Raw genomic sequence first — 15,352 nt, forward strand, 5'->3', positions numbered from 1 at the left:
AAATCAATGGTTTATTCAATTTTATTATGAAGATTTTGAATCCATTTTATTTCTTGAAAGTATTTTCTGTTCAGCTTAGTGTAAAAATGAGGGTCTATATCTTTTGCATAAGCAATATAACCTGAAAGTTTGTTAAAATCTTCATCTTTTAATACTCCCTTTGATAAAAGAGAAAGATGTAATCTTATTTTATCTTTCATTGACCTATGTAATGTAACATGGAAATCATGACAAACTTTCAACCCGGTTACTACTATACTGCCACCCGAAGCACTACAGATCTTGAACTTTTTAATATTTATTTTAAAGTCGGGCCCAATTTCATTCATTGCCCTTTTAAAACAATTTAGAATTATTTTACTAGCCCCTTTCATATTTGTAGATACAATAATATCATCTGCATATCGTGTATAAGTGGCATTAAGTTTATCAATTGTGTTTAGTTTTCTCGTCAGTTTTTCATCAAGCTCTCTTGCGACAAAGTTTGCAATTATAGGTGACGTTGGAAATCCGATAGGGAGAGTACTATCTGATATGAAACAGATTGTTTTTATAAGTTGTAGTAACTCTTTGTCATACTCTGTTGTAAATTCAATGCGATCTCTATAACGAGTGAATGCATTTTCAAAATCACTAAATTTAATTGAAGGAAAAAAATCTTTGAGATCTATTTTTACATAATATTTATTTTTTGATTCAGCATGCAATAAGGCGTTGCTTTTTATTGAACGGTTTTTAACAAATGCATATGCAGCATTATGCATTGGCAGTTTAGAAAAAATATTATTCATTAACCAATATTGAATTAGTTTTACTTTAGATGATGGGTGGTATATTGTTCTCACACCGCCTTTTTTCTTAGCTATATCCCATCTTTTTGGAGGCTCAGGTGACCGCATTACTTCAGAAGCAAATCCCTTAGTCATTAATGTTTGAGAATCAATCAGGCTATATATTCTCATATACCTTCATCCTTTCTGGTTTGTTCTTGAGGAAAAAAACCTTAAACATTGATGAGATGTTGTCAATATCAAAATCATATTTAAAATAATATTCTTTATACAGAGAATAATAAACTCCATTTGTGCATGATATTATTCTAATAGCCATTAGAATACCAAGATGCTTTAGAAGGTTTTTTTTGTAATGACTTTCTGTACCAAAAATTTTGGTGATTATTTCGATAAGTTCATTAAGCTGTAAAGGGCCACATACAAAAATTATATCATGAATAAATCGTACTGAGTCTTTATTAAAGTTATTGGAAGGATCTAACTCTTCCTTTTTTAAAGTTCTTGAAATTGCTCTCTCATTCTTAGAAAGAATATCATATAGAGCATCGAATATTTCGCCAATGCCGTCAGAGCGCTCTATACTTTCAATACCTTCTGTCATTTTATAATGTAAGAAATGACCAGATTGTTGTGATTGTTGAGTAATAGCCTTTATTGGTCCCATATTTATAAATGATTTCTCATTTATAAATTTTGTATTGTTAACTATTATTAATTTCTTGCGTAATTGCTTGCTGTATGCGAATGCACCAAGTTCCGTGAAAGATGAATAACTTTCTAAAACAATGATAATATGGTCAGCTAATTTAGATAAGTCAGCTTCGATATCTAATAAATTATCAGATAATGATTCTTCATCGGTGCTTAATTCTTTGAAAACTAGTTCAGCAAGAAAAAAATGACAGTTATTCAAATACCTTTCAGAAAAATTTATTAATTCCAATCGTCTTGCTGATGGTTCTCCATTGTTTTTGTTAGCACCACACAGAAAGACGAATTTTTTTACATTACCAGGACATTTTACTTTGTTCTTTTCAACGAATGATGAAAATAACGCGGTTGCTCTGGATACCTCAGTACCATTTTTTTTTAGCTGAGTCAGCATCGAGAATATCCTTATGCACCTTGATGGTAGAGGACTAAAAGAGCCAAACCTACTTGAGCACGTCGATCAGTTCGCTGATCGGTGGCCCCCAGCCGCCGCTCAGCGAACTGAACGACGGGCATAGCTAAAATACTAGGCGAAACCATGACTCATGGCCCGATGGGCTATTAACCCATAAAATGCTAGGTTTGGCTCTGTTACGCTCTCATAAACCTCAAGAGGATTCAAGAGGAAAGCTATTGATGTGAATTAATTTTCTTTTATCCAAGTGCTGAGAAAAAAGTTTTTTTGCATTTAACTGTTAACACTGTTCACCTCGGTTATTTCTCATTTTATATCATTAAGTTAAGTGATGATGAGTTGGTGAAGGGTGAACAGTCGACTCTTCACCTTTTTTCGCTTTACTCGTTCCGGGGGCGCCCGGTCAGGCAATACTCGGGGGGATAAAAAGTTTTTTCCGGTTTTACTGTTCACACTGTTCACCTTTGCTTTTTTATCAATAATTTCATACTGATACAGGGTGAATATACGGTGAAGGGTGAACAGTGGAGTGTTCACCTTATGATAAGGTCGGAAAGAAAAAGACCGGCTGTTGCCGATCTGGAGTTGGTTAAGTCGCTGCGGGTTCGTCGCATTTGGGCAGCCAGTCGCCGTAGCTTTCCTCTTTCAGCGACAGGTTGGTCTGTATCCCCTGCTTTGTGTGCCGCTTTTCATAATTCAGGCCGTACTCTTTCAGCATCATGGGCAGCCCCAGCCCGAACATTTTCAGGCTGAGTACGTTCCTGTATCCGTTAGCCTCCATATAGGCCAGATACGCGTGATAAAGATATTTACGGTAATTACGCGGGACAATGCTGGCATTACCCATAAACATTCCGTTGGTCTGCGGCAGCATTTCCAGATAGCCGCAAAAATCAAACGTCGGGTCAGCATCACGCTTGATGCTGAGCGCCTCGTCGGAGTTCTGCTGCGACTGGAGCAGTGCGCGCGCTGTCATCGGGTCGCTGAACCGCTGCATAAGCTGACGCACAATAACGGCCAGCTCGCGCGCAATTTTATCTCTGAGCTGCGGGTCGCGTTCCTCCGGGGCAATCTGCTCCGGGAAATGAATAATCACCCGGCGACGTGACACACCGCCGCTGCGGTCGGTAAAGCGCATCGGATTGTTGTTGACGGCCAGAATGACCGCCGGAATATGTGTTGAATACGGGTTCTGGTATTTCGGGTCAACCGAAACTGCATCACCGCCGGTGATGGCTTTAAGTCCTGCGCCGTCACCGCTCCATTTTTCCTGGTCAGGCAGACGTATCAGCGAGAAGCCAATCAGGGAGGCACGCTTGCGCGGGTCTTCCAGTGTGTCGATGTCGGCCGACGTGGCGTTATCCTCTCCGGCGAGCAGGGTCGCAATTTCGGCCAGAATACTTTTGCCGCTCCCGCCGGGACCGGTGACTTCGAGAAAGAGCTGCCAGTCATAGCGGTTCGCCAGCACCATAAAAAGCGCAGCGAGTATCACGTCGCGCTTTTGTGGATTTTTACTGGCCGCCCGGTCAAGCCAGCGCCAGAAATTCGGCGCGTGGGTTTCCAGCGTTTCACCCTCAACAGGCGGGGTAAAATCCACGTCGCACAGCGTGCGCAGCCAGTACGATTTGCTGTGCGGGCTGAACAGACCGGTTTGTGTATCGAGTACCCCGTTGCGAAAACCAATCAGACGGCGTGCCGGTGTATCCTGCTGCGGAATAATCAGCTTCAGGGTCTCCACCACCGAGGCAATTTTCCCGGACGAGAATGGGGCGCGTAAGCGCTGGAATAAATCAGCCACATTCCGTGAAAAAGTGGCGGCAGGGATATTTTTCCAGATGCCGTTTTCATAGCGGGACAGGAGCTGGCCGTTCGCATCCACCGCCAGCGCTTCGCCGTAATGCTCATGCACCCGCAAAGCCTTGTCGCTGGCGCTCATGGCGGTAAATTCTGCCTCGCTCATGGTATCGAACGGGCTTTGCGCCGGTGGGCGGATGGTGTCATAAATGGCTTTGCGCGTGTCTTCCTCGCCGTACTGTATAAACGCATCATTCCAGTCACCGAACACCGGCGGCAGGGCGACAATGCCCTCACAGGCGTCTGCGGCCGCAGTGGCTTTACTCTGACCATCGCCGCTCAGGTCACGGTCGGCGGCGAGGACAATCTGACAGGCCGGGTGTTTCTGACGGACAAGGCTCGCCAGAGAAAGGAGGTTCACGGACGACAGCGCCACCATGACGGTTTCTCCGGTCAGGTGATGTACGGTGAGCGCGGTTGCATAGCCCTCCGCAATCCACAGGCGTTTTCCGGTCTGTTTTTTCCCTTCGATGGTGTGGCACGCTCCTTTTACTGCCCCGCCTTTCAGGGTGCGTTTGAGTCCGTCAGAACTGATAAGCTGAAGGTTAACCAGCACGCCGGTATCGTCATACAGCGGGACAACCACATCACCGGCGCGGAACGTCACGCCGCCGGTTTTATGTGTGGCCGTCAGCATGACACATTCATGACCGGGGAATCCCTTGCGGGTCAGATAGGTGTTGCCGCTGGCCGTGCGGGTTTTCTCCATGAGCCTGACGGCCAGTGTGGCCGCCGCTTTACGGTCAGCTTCGGTTTCAGCTTCTGCGGCCGCAATCACTTCGGGGGCAACCGGTGGCAGGTTGCCGGTCACGGCGTTCACCTTTTGGGCTGCCTCTGACGGTTTTACACCGAAAACCTTTTCAACCAGCTTAAGCCCGTCACCCGCGCCGCACTGGTTACAGAACCATGTGCCGCGCCCCTCTTTATCGTCAAAGCGGAAGCGGTCAGAGCCGCCGCACACCGGACAGGCCTGATGGCGGTTTTTAATGACCTTAACACCCAGCGCCGGGAGAATGCGCGGCCAGTGGCCGCACGCCTGTTTTACGGTTTCCGTTACGTTCATTTTCATCGTTATTTTCTCCCTCAGTGCATAACAGGCGATGTGATATGACGGGCGCAGAGTTCCTCCATCACGGCCAGCCCGAGAAAGGACAGCGACGGGGTGGCCTTGAGCGGTCCGGCTTCCATTAAATCTTCCAGCAGCGCACAGGCAATCTGGCGGCCTTTTTCCTCACCGTGCTGGCGCAGATAGAAGCCCTCCAGCTCGTCGGCAATGGCGCTTTCCAGCGCATCAAGGGTGAGGTGTTCGTAGCGGTGCTGACGCTCGCATACTGTCAGCCATGCACAGGCCACGGCGCGGCGATAGAGCGCGGCGCGTAATACGGGTGAAAGAGGCTTTTTCATACGTTATCCTCCCCGGTCAGCCAGCGCTTTTTGCAGCGTTCGACCACGCCGTCGAGCTGGGCGGTCATGAGGTAAATCACGGAGGTGAGCTGCAACTGCTGCGCCGGGTCGCGACAAACGGAGGTTGAGTCCTGCACCTTCATCAGCTCGTCAACAAGCTGGCCGACATTGCGCATATGCTCAAGGCACTCAATATCATGAGGGGTGATAAGGGTCTGTTTCATGCACGCACCTCCGCAACCGGCAGGCGGCCAGCGAACGACAGAACGTAGTCGCGAACGAGCGACAGGCGTGCGGCGTGTTCATCACCGGCAACGGTGCGGAGCATACAGACACGGGGTTTACGGTCTGCGCGACGAACGGCGGCAAACACAAAGACAAACTGCGGATGTGACGGGGTGAGGATAGTAGCCATAATGGCAGCCTCCATTGAGTAGCGGTTAACGCCACCACCGGAGTTCTCACGCTCGGGTGGTAGCCCAGACGGGGGTGAGAAACCGGCCTCAATGGGTACCGGCCAGCCCGAAGGCTGCCCCGCCTGAGCCACCATTACGCGAATACAGCAACGGCTAAAGAACCGATGCGTAAACAACAGGTGCACATAGGCATAGACACAAAAAAAGACGCATGGCGCGTCCGGTGTCGCCACTGAGTAACTCGGGTTCTCACGCCCGGCTGCCGATTTTGCGACAGCGGGAAAACTATACCTGGAAACGGCGACAGGAAGCAAGCCAGAAAAAGGGGCGGTTTGCTGAACGGTCATCATCATGCGTCATACCCCCGGTTACGTTCGGCAATGCGATCTGCCATCCATGCCGTGATTTCAGACTGCGCCCATGCCACGTTTTTGCCGCCCAGGCTGATTTGTTTCGGGAAAGCCTCGCGGCTGATGAGGTCGTAAATGGTTGACCGGGACAGGCCACACAGATGCATCACTTCAGGCAGGCGGATAAAGCGCTCCTGAACGGCATCAGAAACAGGCATCAGTGGTGCGGCAGGGGCAGAAGACGGGGAAGAAAAAGCGGTGTGCATCGGGCTACCTCATAAAGTCCATACAGTGCCGGTCATGTCCGTCCGGCATCGGGTAGCTCCTTATTATGTCTATATTTTTTCTCAGGTCATGTGAGATTTTCGGGGAAACAAACATTGACTTTTCGCTCTGGCAAACAAAGACAAACGCTGGCAAAGATGTGCAAATCACTGCATTACAATGCAGCAATTTATATTGCTTTTAGTTATACATTTTTCATTTTTAATCGAAATATAGTCTTAGTGGTATAGACAGAGCAAAACAGGAGGGTGAACAGTGGTGAACAGACGGTGAACAGTCATACCCTCAACTGTTCACCCTTTATCTTACTGTATTACTTATATTTTTATTTAAGGTGAACAGTGGTGAATAGTTATAAGTAAAAAAACAATCGATGAGTAGGTTTTGCTGAGACCTTTCTCTGGCAAGCCGGGTTTTGAGTGGTGTTTGTGCCAGAACTGCCACAACTGCAATGAATCGAGATGTTGTGTGATGAAGGGCAGAATCATTTCAGGTTGAATAAACGGAGAGCCTGAACATGAAACCCGAAACAGTCATTACCGCCCTGCAAAATGTTGCCGCTCAGCAGTATGAAGTGAACAACCAGCACATCACCGACAAGCTGAGCGCATTCACTGCGGCCAGAGACACCCACGCGGCCAGCATGCAGGTACTGAAAGAGATTGATACGTCCATTGAACGCTGTAAGCAGGAGCGGCAGACCGCCCTCGATAAGAGCGCAGAGGCTGAGCAGGACTGGCGCAGCCGCTTTCGCACCCTGCGCGGCAGTCTCACCCCTGAAATGAAAGCTGAGCACAGCAGGCGTATCGCCAGTCGCGAGCTGGCCGACGAGTTCACCGGCCTGATTGCGGAGCTGGAGACAGACCGGACACGCGCCATGCTGAATGCCTGCTCCACCGGCAATAAATACCTTTCAGCGCATGAAGATGCCTTTACCGCTTACGCCGGTGCGGAATGGGCTCAGGCTGTCAATGCGGTTCCCGTCGCCCTTATCCGCGCTTTCCTGCTGCGCATTCGTGCCCTCGAAATGAAGGGGGAGAGCGCCCCGCAGTCCGTGGTCATCAGTGAGCTGCGCGATGCGCTGAGCCGTCAGGGCAGCCTGTATCACTTCGATATGAAGCAGGAGCCGGTGTTGTCCGTGACGGGCATGCACCGGCCGCAGATTACTGACGTTGATACGGAGCTGTTACGCAGCCCGGCGAAGAGAATGATGCTCGCCAGAAAGCTGGCTGAGAATGGCGAGACAAAAGCAGAGGAGTAAGCATGTTTCACTGTCCGTTCTGCAAAACCAGCGCGCATTCCCGCACCAGCCGGTATCTGTCCGATAACGTCAAACAGCGCTATCACCAGTGCATGAACATCGAATGCTCGGCCACGTTCCGCACGCTTGAATCCATCGACGGGATTATTCGTTCACCGGTGGCAGAGCCGGTCATCCCTGTACCCGCACCGGGGGCCACCGTTAACCGTGCCGGTGCGTAAGCACGGCCAGTCATCAGGAGAATCATACGTGACCACACTGACGCTACAGAAAGCCTTTGAGGCCTGTCAGGCAAACAAATCCGCCTGGCTGCAACGCAGGGATGAACTGAAGCAGGCCGAACAGGCATACCGCGAACAGCTTGCCGGTAACGGCCACAGCCTGCAAACGCTGCGCGAAATTATCGACGTGAAAAAATGGGAAATTAATCAGGCCGCCGGGCGTTATATCCGCTCGCATGAGGAGGTGCAGCGAATCAGCATCCGTAACCGTCTGAATGATTTTATGCAGGCACATGGCGCGGAGCTGGCCGCCGCCCTTGCCCCGGAGCTGATGAATTATTCCGGGCAGCATTCCGCCATTCAGCGCTGCGCCATGCAGCACTCACTCGACTATCTGCGTGAGGCGCTGCAGGTCTGGCTGGCCGCCGGTGAAAAAATTAATTATTCGGCGCAGGATAATGACATTTTAACGGCCATCGGATTCAGACCTGACGCGGCCTCGCGCGATGATAATCGTGAAAAATTCACACCTGCACAGAGCCTGAATTACACCCGCCGCCGTGCAGAACTGGCCGTGCGGTAGTCCGCTTAAAAATCCCAGAACATCCCGCCATTTTTACGTATAAAAGCCATGCATGCATAAGGTGCATGGTTTTGCATGCGTTTTACCGACACAGGATCCCCCGCCAGCGCCAGCACTGGCGTGCCCTGAGGCCGGTCATGCACCTGCATTAAAAGCGCCCCCTTAAGCGGGCAGGCGGGGCGGGGAGAGCATTGCGCGCACACGTACACTTGTCATTTATTTTTGTCTATGGCGTTTTCTAGAAAATCAAAGAATTCCTTCACTAATTTATCATTGTTATTTTCGGTAAAGCCTCGCTTGTAAAATCCCATGCATGCAGAAAAAATTGCCCTGCTAGTTAATTCGCTATATTGGGATGAATACAAAGGTTCAACTCCTCGGTATAGAGACCAGGCTCCATGAGCTATGTCAGATCTAATTTCATACATTTCTTTAGCAACCTTATCCCAGTCCTTTTCATTTGGATAATAAATTGAAACTAATGATGAAATGCGTCTAGTGAAGTTCTTTGTAGTTGAAGAATCTTTTTTCTCACTTGGTAGACTCACAAGTCTTTCGAGGGCTGTTGCTAATTTCACTATGCGTGAACTTTCATCCTTATCTTGTTGCGCGCTACTAAATAAATAGATGGCATCAATTAATCGGTCAGAAATGATAGATCTTTCATTAGGCTCGATGGCTAAGTCAATTAGCTGAGATAACACCTCTCCTAAATCGGAACAGTAATCTTCCTCAAATTTATCCCAGAACTTATCACTCCATACAACCCTACCTATAGATGAATGATTATAATTGAAATTACTATTAGATTTTTTTGTGAAATAAAAACCTTCGTAGTTAGGATAGGGACTAGTTGATAAACTTAAAAAGTGTGGCGATATTTTATAGTGCTCGCTAAATAAATGTAGTATCCCAACTACAAAGCCTGCTATATTTTTAGCGATTCGCTCTCTACTCTTTTTAGAGCGTTTACTTATTGGGGTTTTTAGGAAATGCTCATAGGGGTATTTATGAGAAAGGCAATATCTCGTTGACAATGCAAGCTGGTCTTCAGTCAATGCATCACCAATTATTGAATACATTTTCTTTGATGAGATTATTTCAGCGCGACCAATTGAAATTTTATCTTTGATTAGGCCGTGAGCTAACACAGGGAAATAGAACTCTTCTTCTACCATTTCCCTTTTTATCATTTTAAATGCATTGTTAAGGATTCTTGTGCATCCTTTAATTCCATCTTCACCATCATCGATGAATATGTGAATATATAGACTGTCCTTTATTTTTGCCACTAATTCATCCACAGCAACCAACATCTCTAATCTATTCGATTTGATATATCTTGCTGCTATGGAATATAGCCTTTCATTTGAAAGGTATGAAAGATGGATTTGCCTTCTTGGGGTGTTATTGTTTTTCTCTATAAGCTCACACGGAGTGTCTATAGTCATTCCTATTGAACCAAGGGGACGATCATATTCTTTTCGATAGAAATCTTTAAAATTAGATGAAGCTAATTCTTTATTTATTCTATATGCTTCAGAAATAATAAAATCAAAATCCGTAACATCTTGTAAACTTGCGCTCATGATTTTCACCACGTTGTATTAATAAGAAGATCACTATACCATTGCAGCATTTTCTTTCGTTCTTCTAAATATTGAGCATGATTATATATGCCGCGTATTTTATTTTTATCCGCATGCGCTAATTGCATTTCAATCCATGCACTTTCAAAACCTTGTTCGTGCAAGATAGTGGACATTGTATGCCTGAAACCGTGGCCAGTAGCACGTCCTTTATAACCTAATAATTCAATTACTTGTGACACAGTTTCTTTAGAAATAGGTTTGCTACGGTTATTTCTTCCAATAAATATATAAGGATAATGTCCAGTTATTGGTTTAAGCTGCTTAAAGAGGTCAATAACTTGAGTAGATAAAGGAACAAGGTGAGGTCTACGCATCTTCATGCGTTCTGCTGGAATTTGCCATACCCCTTTATCTAAATCAACTTCATCCCAAGTAGCAAAACGCATCTCCTGAGTTCGTACACCTGTTAACATGATTATTTTTGTAGCATTTTTAGTAATAATGCTACCTGTATACGCTTCTAAATCGCGAATAAAATGTGGTAATTCTTCGGCAGATAAAAACGGGTGGTGTTTTTGCTTGTGAACGGCCAGCGCTATAGCTAAGTCAGGGGCAGGATTATACTCAGCACGACCTGTTATGATCGCATAGCGAAACACTTCTCCACATCTTTGTCGCACCTTTCGGGTTTTCTCTAAAGCTCCACGTTTTTCAATGCGTCGCAGCACCTCAAGCAACTCTAATGGCTTAATCTCACCTATAGGTCGTTTACCTATAAAAGGGAAAACATCCTGCTCAAATGTTTTGATGATTTCCTCTCGGTAAGCAACTGTCCAACGATCGGCTTTAGTTGAATGCCACTCACGGCTTACTGATTCGAAAGAGTTTTCTGTTGATAGCTTTTGAGCGAGTTTTAATGCTTTGCGTTCCTCTACCGGGTCAATGCCATTAGCAACTTGCTTACGGGCGGTGTCACGCTTCTCACGTGCTTCTGCAAGGCTTACCAAATCGTAGCTACCGAATGACATTAACCGCGCTTTCCCAGCAAAGCGGAAACGGAAACGCCAGCCCTTCGAACCATCGGGATTGATAAGCATTGACAGACCTTGCCCGTCGTTCAATGTGTACGGCTTGTCTTGGGGCTTTGCTCGTTTGATTTGTATGTCTGTAAGTGCCATATGTATAAGCCAAAAATGCGTATAAAAAATCTATACACATCACTATACATATTTTTCATGGATTCAGGGAGAACTTGTCGGACGACTACGGATGAGTGGTAAATTATGTATATTGAAAATAAAGACTTTTTAGACATTCTCGGATGACGGCGGAGGAACTTTGGCGGAAGATCACAGGAGTCGAACCTGCCCGGGAACGCTGGCGTCCCCAACTGGATTTGAAGTCCAGCCACCTCACCGGAGATGACGATCTTCCGCGCCTGCATTGCTACATGGAGGCGGGGCGCATTATAGCTACTTTCAGGCATTTACCACATACCCCCACACACTTTTTTCACCTCTCTTTTGACCTGTACACCCCTGTTTCAGTTAATTCTTAAGAAAATCCTCAGGTTAGCCTTTCGTGCTGCCAACATTTACCGCGATCACAAAAAACAAGAAACGTAATTTGCTAACCAGAAAACGCAATACCCGCCTTTGAAACAATGGTTTAAAACCAATGCAACCGGTCTCAGCGCCCCCTACAGCGTGAAGGATAAAAAAGATGAGCGAAGTATTGTCAGTAAAAGAGAAGATTGGCTACGGCATGGGAGACGCCGCCAGCCACATCATTTTTGATAACGTCATGTTGTACATGATGTTTTTCTACACCGATATTTTCGGCATTCCCGCCGGTTTTGTCGGCACCATGTTCCTGCTGGCCCGCGCGCTGGATGCGATCTCCGACCCGTGCATGGGGCTGATTGCCGACCGCACCCGCAGCCGCTGGGGCAAGTTCCGCCCGTGGATTTTGTTCGGTGCGATACCGTTCGGTATCGTCTGCGTGCTGGCCTACACCACGCCGGACCTCAGCCTCAACGGTAAAATGGTCTACGCCGCCGTGACTTACACGCTGCTGACCCTGCTCTATACCGTGGTCAACATCCCCTACTGCGCGCTGGGCGGCGTGATCACCAACGACCCGACGCAGCGTATCTCCCTTCAGTCCTGGCGCTTCGTGCTGGCGACCGCGGGCGGCATGCTCTCCACGGTGCTGATGATGCCGCTGGTGAACCTCATTGGCGGCGACGATAAGGCGTTCGGCTTCCAGGGCGGCATCGCCGTGCTGTCGGTTGTCGCTTTCCTGATGCTGGCGTTCTGCTTCTTCACCACCAAAGAGCGCATTCAGGTGCCGCCGAGCACCACCTCCATGCGAGAAGACCTGCGCGACATCTGGCAAAACGACCAGTGGCGCATCGTTGGCGTACTCACCATCCTCAACATCCTCGCCGTCTGCGTGCGCGGCGGGGCGATGATGTACTACTGCACCTGGATCATGGGTTCGCCGGAGGTGTTCGTCGCGTTCCTCACCACCTACTGCGTCGGCAACCTGATCGGCTCCGCGCTGGCGAAACCGCTCACCGACTGGAAATGCAAGGTCAGCATCTTCTGGTGGACCAACGCCGCGCTGGCGGTGGTCAGCGTGGCGATGTTCTTCGTCCCGATGCACGCCACCGTGCTGATGTTCGGCTTCATCTTCGTCATCGGCGTGCTGCACCAGCTGGTGACGCCGATTCAGTGGGTGATGATGTCCGATACCGTCGACTACGGCGAATGGACCAACGGCAAGCGCCTGACCGGCATCAGCTTTGCGGGCACGCTGTTCGTGCTGAAGCTCGGCCTGGCGCTGGGCGGGGCGATGATCGGCTGGATGCTGGCAGGCGGCGGCTACGACGCGGCGGCCAAAACCCAGAACAGCGCGACCATCAGCATCATTATCGGCCTGTTCACCCTGGCCCCGGCGGTCTGCTACGTGCTGAGCGCCATCATCGCTAAACGCTATTACACGCTGAAAACCCCTTTCCTGACCAAAATCCTGGGCGAGCTGGCGCAGGGCGCGCGCCGCAATCAGCAGGAGTTTGAAAACCTGCCGGCCAGCAAAGAATTGCAGAACTAAGAGGACGAGAGCATGAAAATCAGTGATGGAAATTGGCTTATTCAACCGGGCCTGAACGTGACGTATCCGGTGCAGGTGTTCGACGTGGAGCAGCAGGGCAATGACCTTGTGGTGTTTGTTGCGCCGCGCGACGTGCGCGAACGCACCTGGCAGCTCGACACGTTGATGTTCACGGTGCGTCTGTTTTCCCCGGAGGAAGGGATTGTCGGGGTGCGCATCGAGCACTTCCAGGGCGCGCTGAATAATGGCCCGCACTACCCGCTGAACGTTCTGAAAGACGTGAAGGTAGAGATTGAAAACAACGCCGATTTTGCCGAGCTGAAAAGCGGCAGCGTCAGCGTGCGCGTCACCAAAGGCGAGTTCTGGGCGTTGGATTTCCTGCGCAACGGCCAGCGCATTACCGGCAGCCAGCTGAAAAACAACGGCTACGTGCAGGACAGCAATACCGAATGCAATTACGTGTTCGAACGTCTGGATCTGGGCGTGGGGGAAACGGTCTACGGTCTGGGCGAGCGCTTTACCGCGCTGGTGCGCAACGGCCAGACGGTCGAAACCTGGAACCGCGACGGCGGCACCAGCACCGAGCAGTCCTACAAAAATATCCCGTTCTACCTGACCAACCGCGGCTACGGCGTGCTGGTGAATCATCCCGAGAACGTCTCGTTTGAAGTCGGCTCCGAAAAGGTCTCCAAGGTGCAGTTCAGCGTGGAAGGGGAATATCTTGAGTACTTCGTGATCGACGGCCCGACGCCGAAAGAGGTGCTGAACCGCTATACGCGGTTCACCGGGCGTCCGGCGCTGCCGCCTGCCTGGTCGTTCGGCCTGTGGCTCACCACCTCGTTCACCACCAACTACGACGAAGCGACGGTAAACAGCTTTATTGACGGCATGGCCGAGCGCGACCTGCCGCTGCACGTCTTCCACTTCGACTGCTTCTGGATGAAGGCCTTCCAGTGGTGCGACTTCGAGTGGGACCCGGTGACCTTCCCGGATCCGGAAGGGATGATCCGCCGCCTGAAAGAGAAAGGGCTGAAGGTCTGCGTGTGGATTAACCCGTACATCGGCCAGAAATCCCCGATCTTCCGGGAGCTGAAAGAAAAGGGCTACCTGCTCAGGCGCCCGGACGGATCCCTGTGGCAGTGGGACAAATGGCAGCCGGGGCTGGCGATTTATGACTTCACCAACCCGGAAGCGTGCCGGTGGTATGCCGACAAGCTGAAAGGCCTGGTGGAGATCGGCGTCGACTGCTTCAAGACCGACTTCGGCGAGCGTATCCCGACGGACGTGCAGTGGTTCGACGGGTCCGATCCGCAGAAGATGCACAACCACTATGCCTACATCTATAACGAGCTGGTGTGGAACGTGCTGAAAGAGACGGTGGGAGAAGAAGAGGCGGTGCTGTTTGCCCGTTCGGCGTCCGTGGGTGCGCAGCAGTTCCCGGTACACTGGGGCGGCGACTGCTACGCTAACTACGAATCGATGGCTGAAAGCCTGCGCGGCGGGCTGTCGATTGGCCTGTCCGGCTTCGGGTTCTGGAGCCACGATATCGGCGGGTTCGAAAACACTGCCCCGGCGCACGTCTACAAGCGCTGGTGCGCGTTCGGGCTGTTCTCCAGCCACAGCCGTCTGCATGGCAGCAAATCCTACCGCGTGCCGTGGTCGTACGATGACGAGTCCTGCGACGTGGTGCGCCACTTCACCCAGTTGAAGTGTCAGTTGATGCCGTATCTGTATCGCCAGGCGGCGCTGGCGCGTGAGTTCGGCACGCCGATGCTGCGGGCGATGATGCTGGAGTTCCCGGACGATCCGGCGTGCGATTACCTTGACCGTCAGTACATGCTGGGGGATTCAGTGATGGTCGCGCCGGTGTTCTCTGAGGCGGGGGACGTACAGTTCTACCTGCCGGAAGGCCGCTGGACGCACCTGTGGCACAACGACGAACTTCAGGGCAGCCGCTGGCATAAGCAGCAGCACGATTTCATGAGCCTGCCGGTCTACGTGCGCGACAATACCCTGCTGGCGCTGGGTAACAACAACCAGAAGCCGGACTACGCGTGGAACGAGGGGACGGCTTTCCAGCTGTTTAACCTGGACGATGGCGCAACGGCGGTAAGCGAGGTGCCTGCGGCGGACGGTTCAGTGGCGCTTACGCTGAAGGCGTCACGTCGGGGAGACATTGTGACCTTTACCGGCGCGGGAGACGCGCAAAACTGGTCGGTGTGCTTGCGCAACGTGCAGAAGGTGAGCGGCGTGAAGGGCGGTTCACTCGCGGGCCGCGAGAGGGGTGTGGTGGTGAAAGCAGAGGGGGATGTGGTGGTAGTTCACCTTTAATTCCCCTCACCCTAACCCTCT

Annotated in this window: 15 protein-coding genes and 1 tRNA gene; 5 read left to right on the forward strand and 11 right to left on the reverse strand. The window is 50.1% G+C overall.

The window, feature by feature from the left end; translation table 11 throughout:
- Nucleotides 1-11: 11 nt before the first annotated feature.
- From HBM95_00480 to HBM95_00510, 7 genes are all read right to left on the reverse strand, one after another.
- Nucleotides 12-962, reverse strand: coding sequence for an RNA-directed DNA polymerase (locus HBM95_00480; GenBank protein NIH41429.1), 951 nt, complete (start codon nt 960-962; stop codon nt 12-14).
- A complete protein-coding gene (locus HBM95_00485; protein ID NIH41430.1) occupies nt 949-1,899 on the reverse strand; it encodes a hypothetical protein in 951 nt (316 codons plus the stop codon). The genes HBM95_00480 and HBM95_00485 overlap by 14 nt, the downstream gene beginning before the upstream one ends.
- A gap of 610 nt (nt 1,900-2,509) precedes the next feature.
- Entirely contained in the window at nt 2,510-4,843 is a 2,334-nt protein-coding gene (locus HBM95_00490) for a DNA primase (protein ID NIH41431.1), read from the reverse strand.
- Nucleotides 4,844-4,857: 14 nt separating this feature from the next.
- Complete coding sequence (locus HBM95_00495; protein NIH41432.1) at nt 4,858-5,178, reverse strand: DUF5375 domain-containing protein; 321 nt, start codon at nt 5,176-5,178, stop codon at nt 4,858-4,860.
- On the reverse strand, nt 5,175-5,402 hold the full coding sequence (locus HBM95_00500; GenBank protein NIH41433.1) for a hypothetical protein: 228 nt from the start codon (nt 5,400-5,402) through the stop codon (nt 5,175-5,177). Before HBM95_00500 ends, HBM95_00495 begins: the two co-directional genes overlap by 4 nt.
- Nucleotides 5,399-5,947 carry an ash family protein gene (locus tag HBM95_00505; GenBank protein ID NIH41434.1) on the reverse strand — a complete coding sequence of 183 codons (549 nt, stop codon included), beginning with the start codon at nt 5,945-5,947 and terminating at the stop codon, nt 5,399-5,401. The genes HBM95_00500 and HBM95_00505 overlap by 4 nt, the downstream gene beginning before the upstream one ends.
- The gene (locus HBM95_00510) at nt 5,944-6,210 is read right to left on the reverse strand and encodes an AlpA family transcriptional regulator (GenBank protein ID NIH41435.1); all 267 of its coding nucleotides are present in this window, start codon (nt 6,208-6,210) and stop codon (nt 5,944-5,946) included. Before HBM95_00510 ends, HBM95_00505 begins: the two co-directional genes overlap by 4 nt.
- 536 nt (nt 6,211-6,746) lie before the next feature.
- On the opposite strand from HBM95_00510, the gene HBM95_00515 reads away from it, so the two are divergent.
- From HBM95_00515 to HBM95_00525, 3 genes are read left to right on the forward strand one after another with little or no spacing between them, the layout of a single operon-like run.
- Nucleotides 6,747-7,490, forward strand: a complete 744-nt coding sequence (locus HBM95_00515; protein ID NIH41436.1) for a capsid protein — start codon at nt 6,747-6,749, stop codon at nt 7,488-7,490.
- Nucleotides 7,491-7,492: 2 nt separating this feature from the next.
- Complete coding sequence (locus tag HBM95_00520) at nt 7,493-7,711, forward strand: hypothetical protein (GenBank protein NIH41437.1); 219 nt, start codon at nt 7,493-7,495, stop codon at nt 7,709-7,711.
- 28 nt (nt 7,712-7,739) lie between these two features.
- Nucleotides 7,740-8,294: a Polarity suppression protein gene (locus HBM95_00525; GenBank protein ID NIH41438.1), complete on the forward strand. Its 555-nt coding sequence runs from the start codon at nt 7,740-7,742 to the stop codon at nt 8,292-8,294.
- A gap of 5 nt (nt 8,295-8,299) precedes the next feature.
- Here the strand turns inward: HBM95_00525 and HBM95_00530 are convergent, their stop codons facing one another.
- The 4 genes from HBM95_00530 to HBM95_00545 form a co-directional block, all read right to left on the reverse strand.
- Nucleotides 8,300-8,443, reverse strand: a complete 144-nt coding sequence (locus HBM95_00530) for an acetyl xylan esterase (protein NIH41439.1) — start codon at nt 8,441-8,443, stop codon at nt 8,300-8,302.
- A gap of 63 nt (nt 8,444-8,506) precedes the next feature.
- Nucleotides 8,507-9,883 (reverse strand): hypothetical protein, encoded by a 1,377-nt coding sequence (locus HBM95_00535; protein NIH41440.1) that lies wholly within the window; start codon nt 9,881-9,883, stop codon nt 8,507-8,509.
- Nucleotides 9,884-9,888: 5 nt separating this feature from the next.
- A complete protein-coding gene (locus HBM95_00540) occupies nt 9,889-11,064 on the reverse strand; it encodes a tyrosine-type recombinase/integrase (GenBank protein ID NIH41441.1) in 1,176 nt (391 codons plus the stop codon).
- Nucleotides 11,065-11,225: 161 nt separating this feature from the next.
- A tRNA-Sec gene (locus tag HBM95_00545) sits at nt 11,226-11,320 on the reverse strand.
- A 288-nt stretch (nt 11,321-11,608) separates the two neighbouring features.
- Here HBM95_00545 and HBM95_00550 point away from each other — a divergent pair.
- Nucleotides 11,609-13,000 carry a glycoside-pentoside-hexuronide family transporter gene (locus HBM95_00550; protein ID NIH41442.1) on the forward strand — a complete coding sequence of 464 codons (1,392 nt, stop codon included), beginning with the start codon at nt 11,609-11,611 and terminating at the stop codon, nt 12,998-13,000.
- 12 nt (nt 13,001-13,012) lie between these two features.
- The gene (gene yicI / locus HBM95_00555; GenBank protein ID NIH41443.1) at nt 13,013-15,331 is read left to right on the forward strand and encodes an alpha-xylosidase; all 2,319 of its coding nucleotides are present in this window, start codon (nt 13,013-13,015) and stop codon (nt 15,329-15,331) included.
- Nucleotides 15,332-15,352: the final 21 nt, after the last annotated feature.

The organism is Enterobacter asburiae (assembly GCA_011754535.1).
GTDB classification, from domain to species: Bacteria; Pseudomonadota; Gammaproteobacteria; order Enterobacterales; family Enterobacteriaceae; genus Enterobacter; species Enterobacter cloacae_N.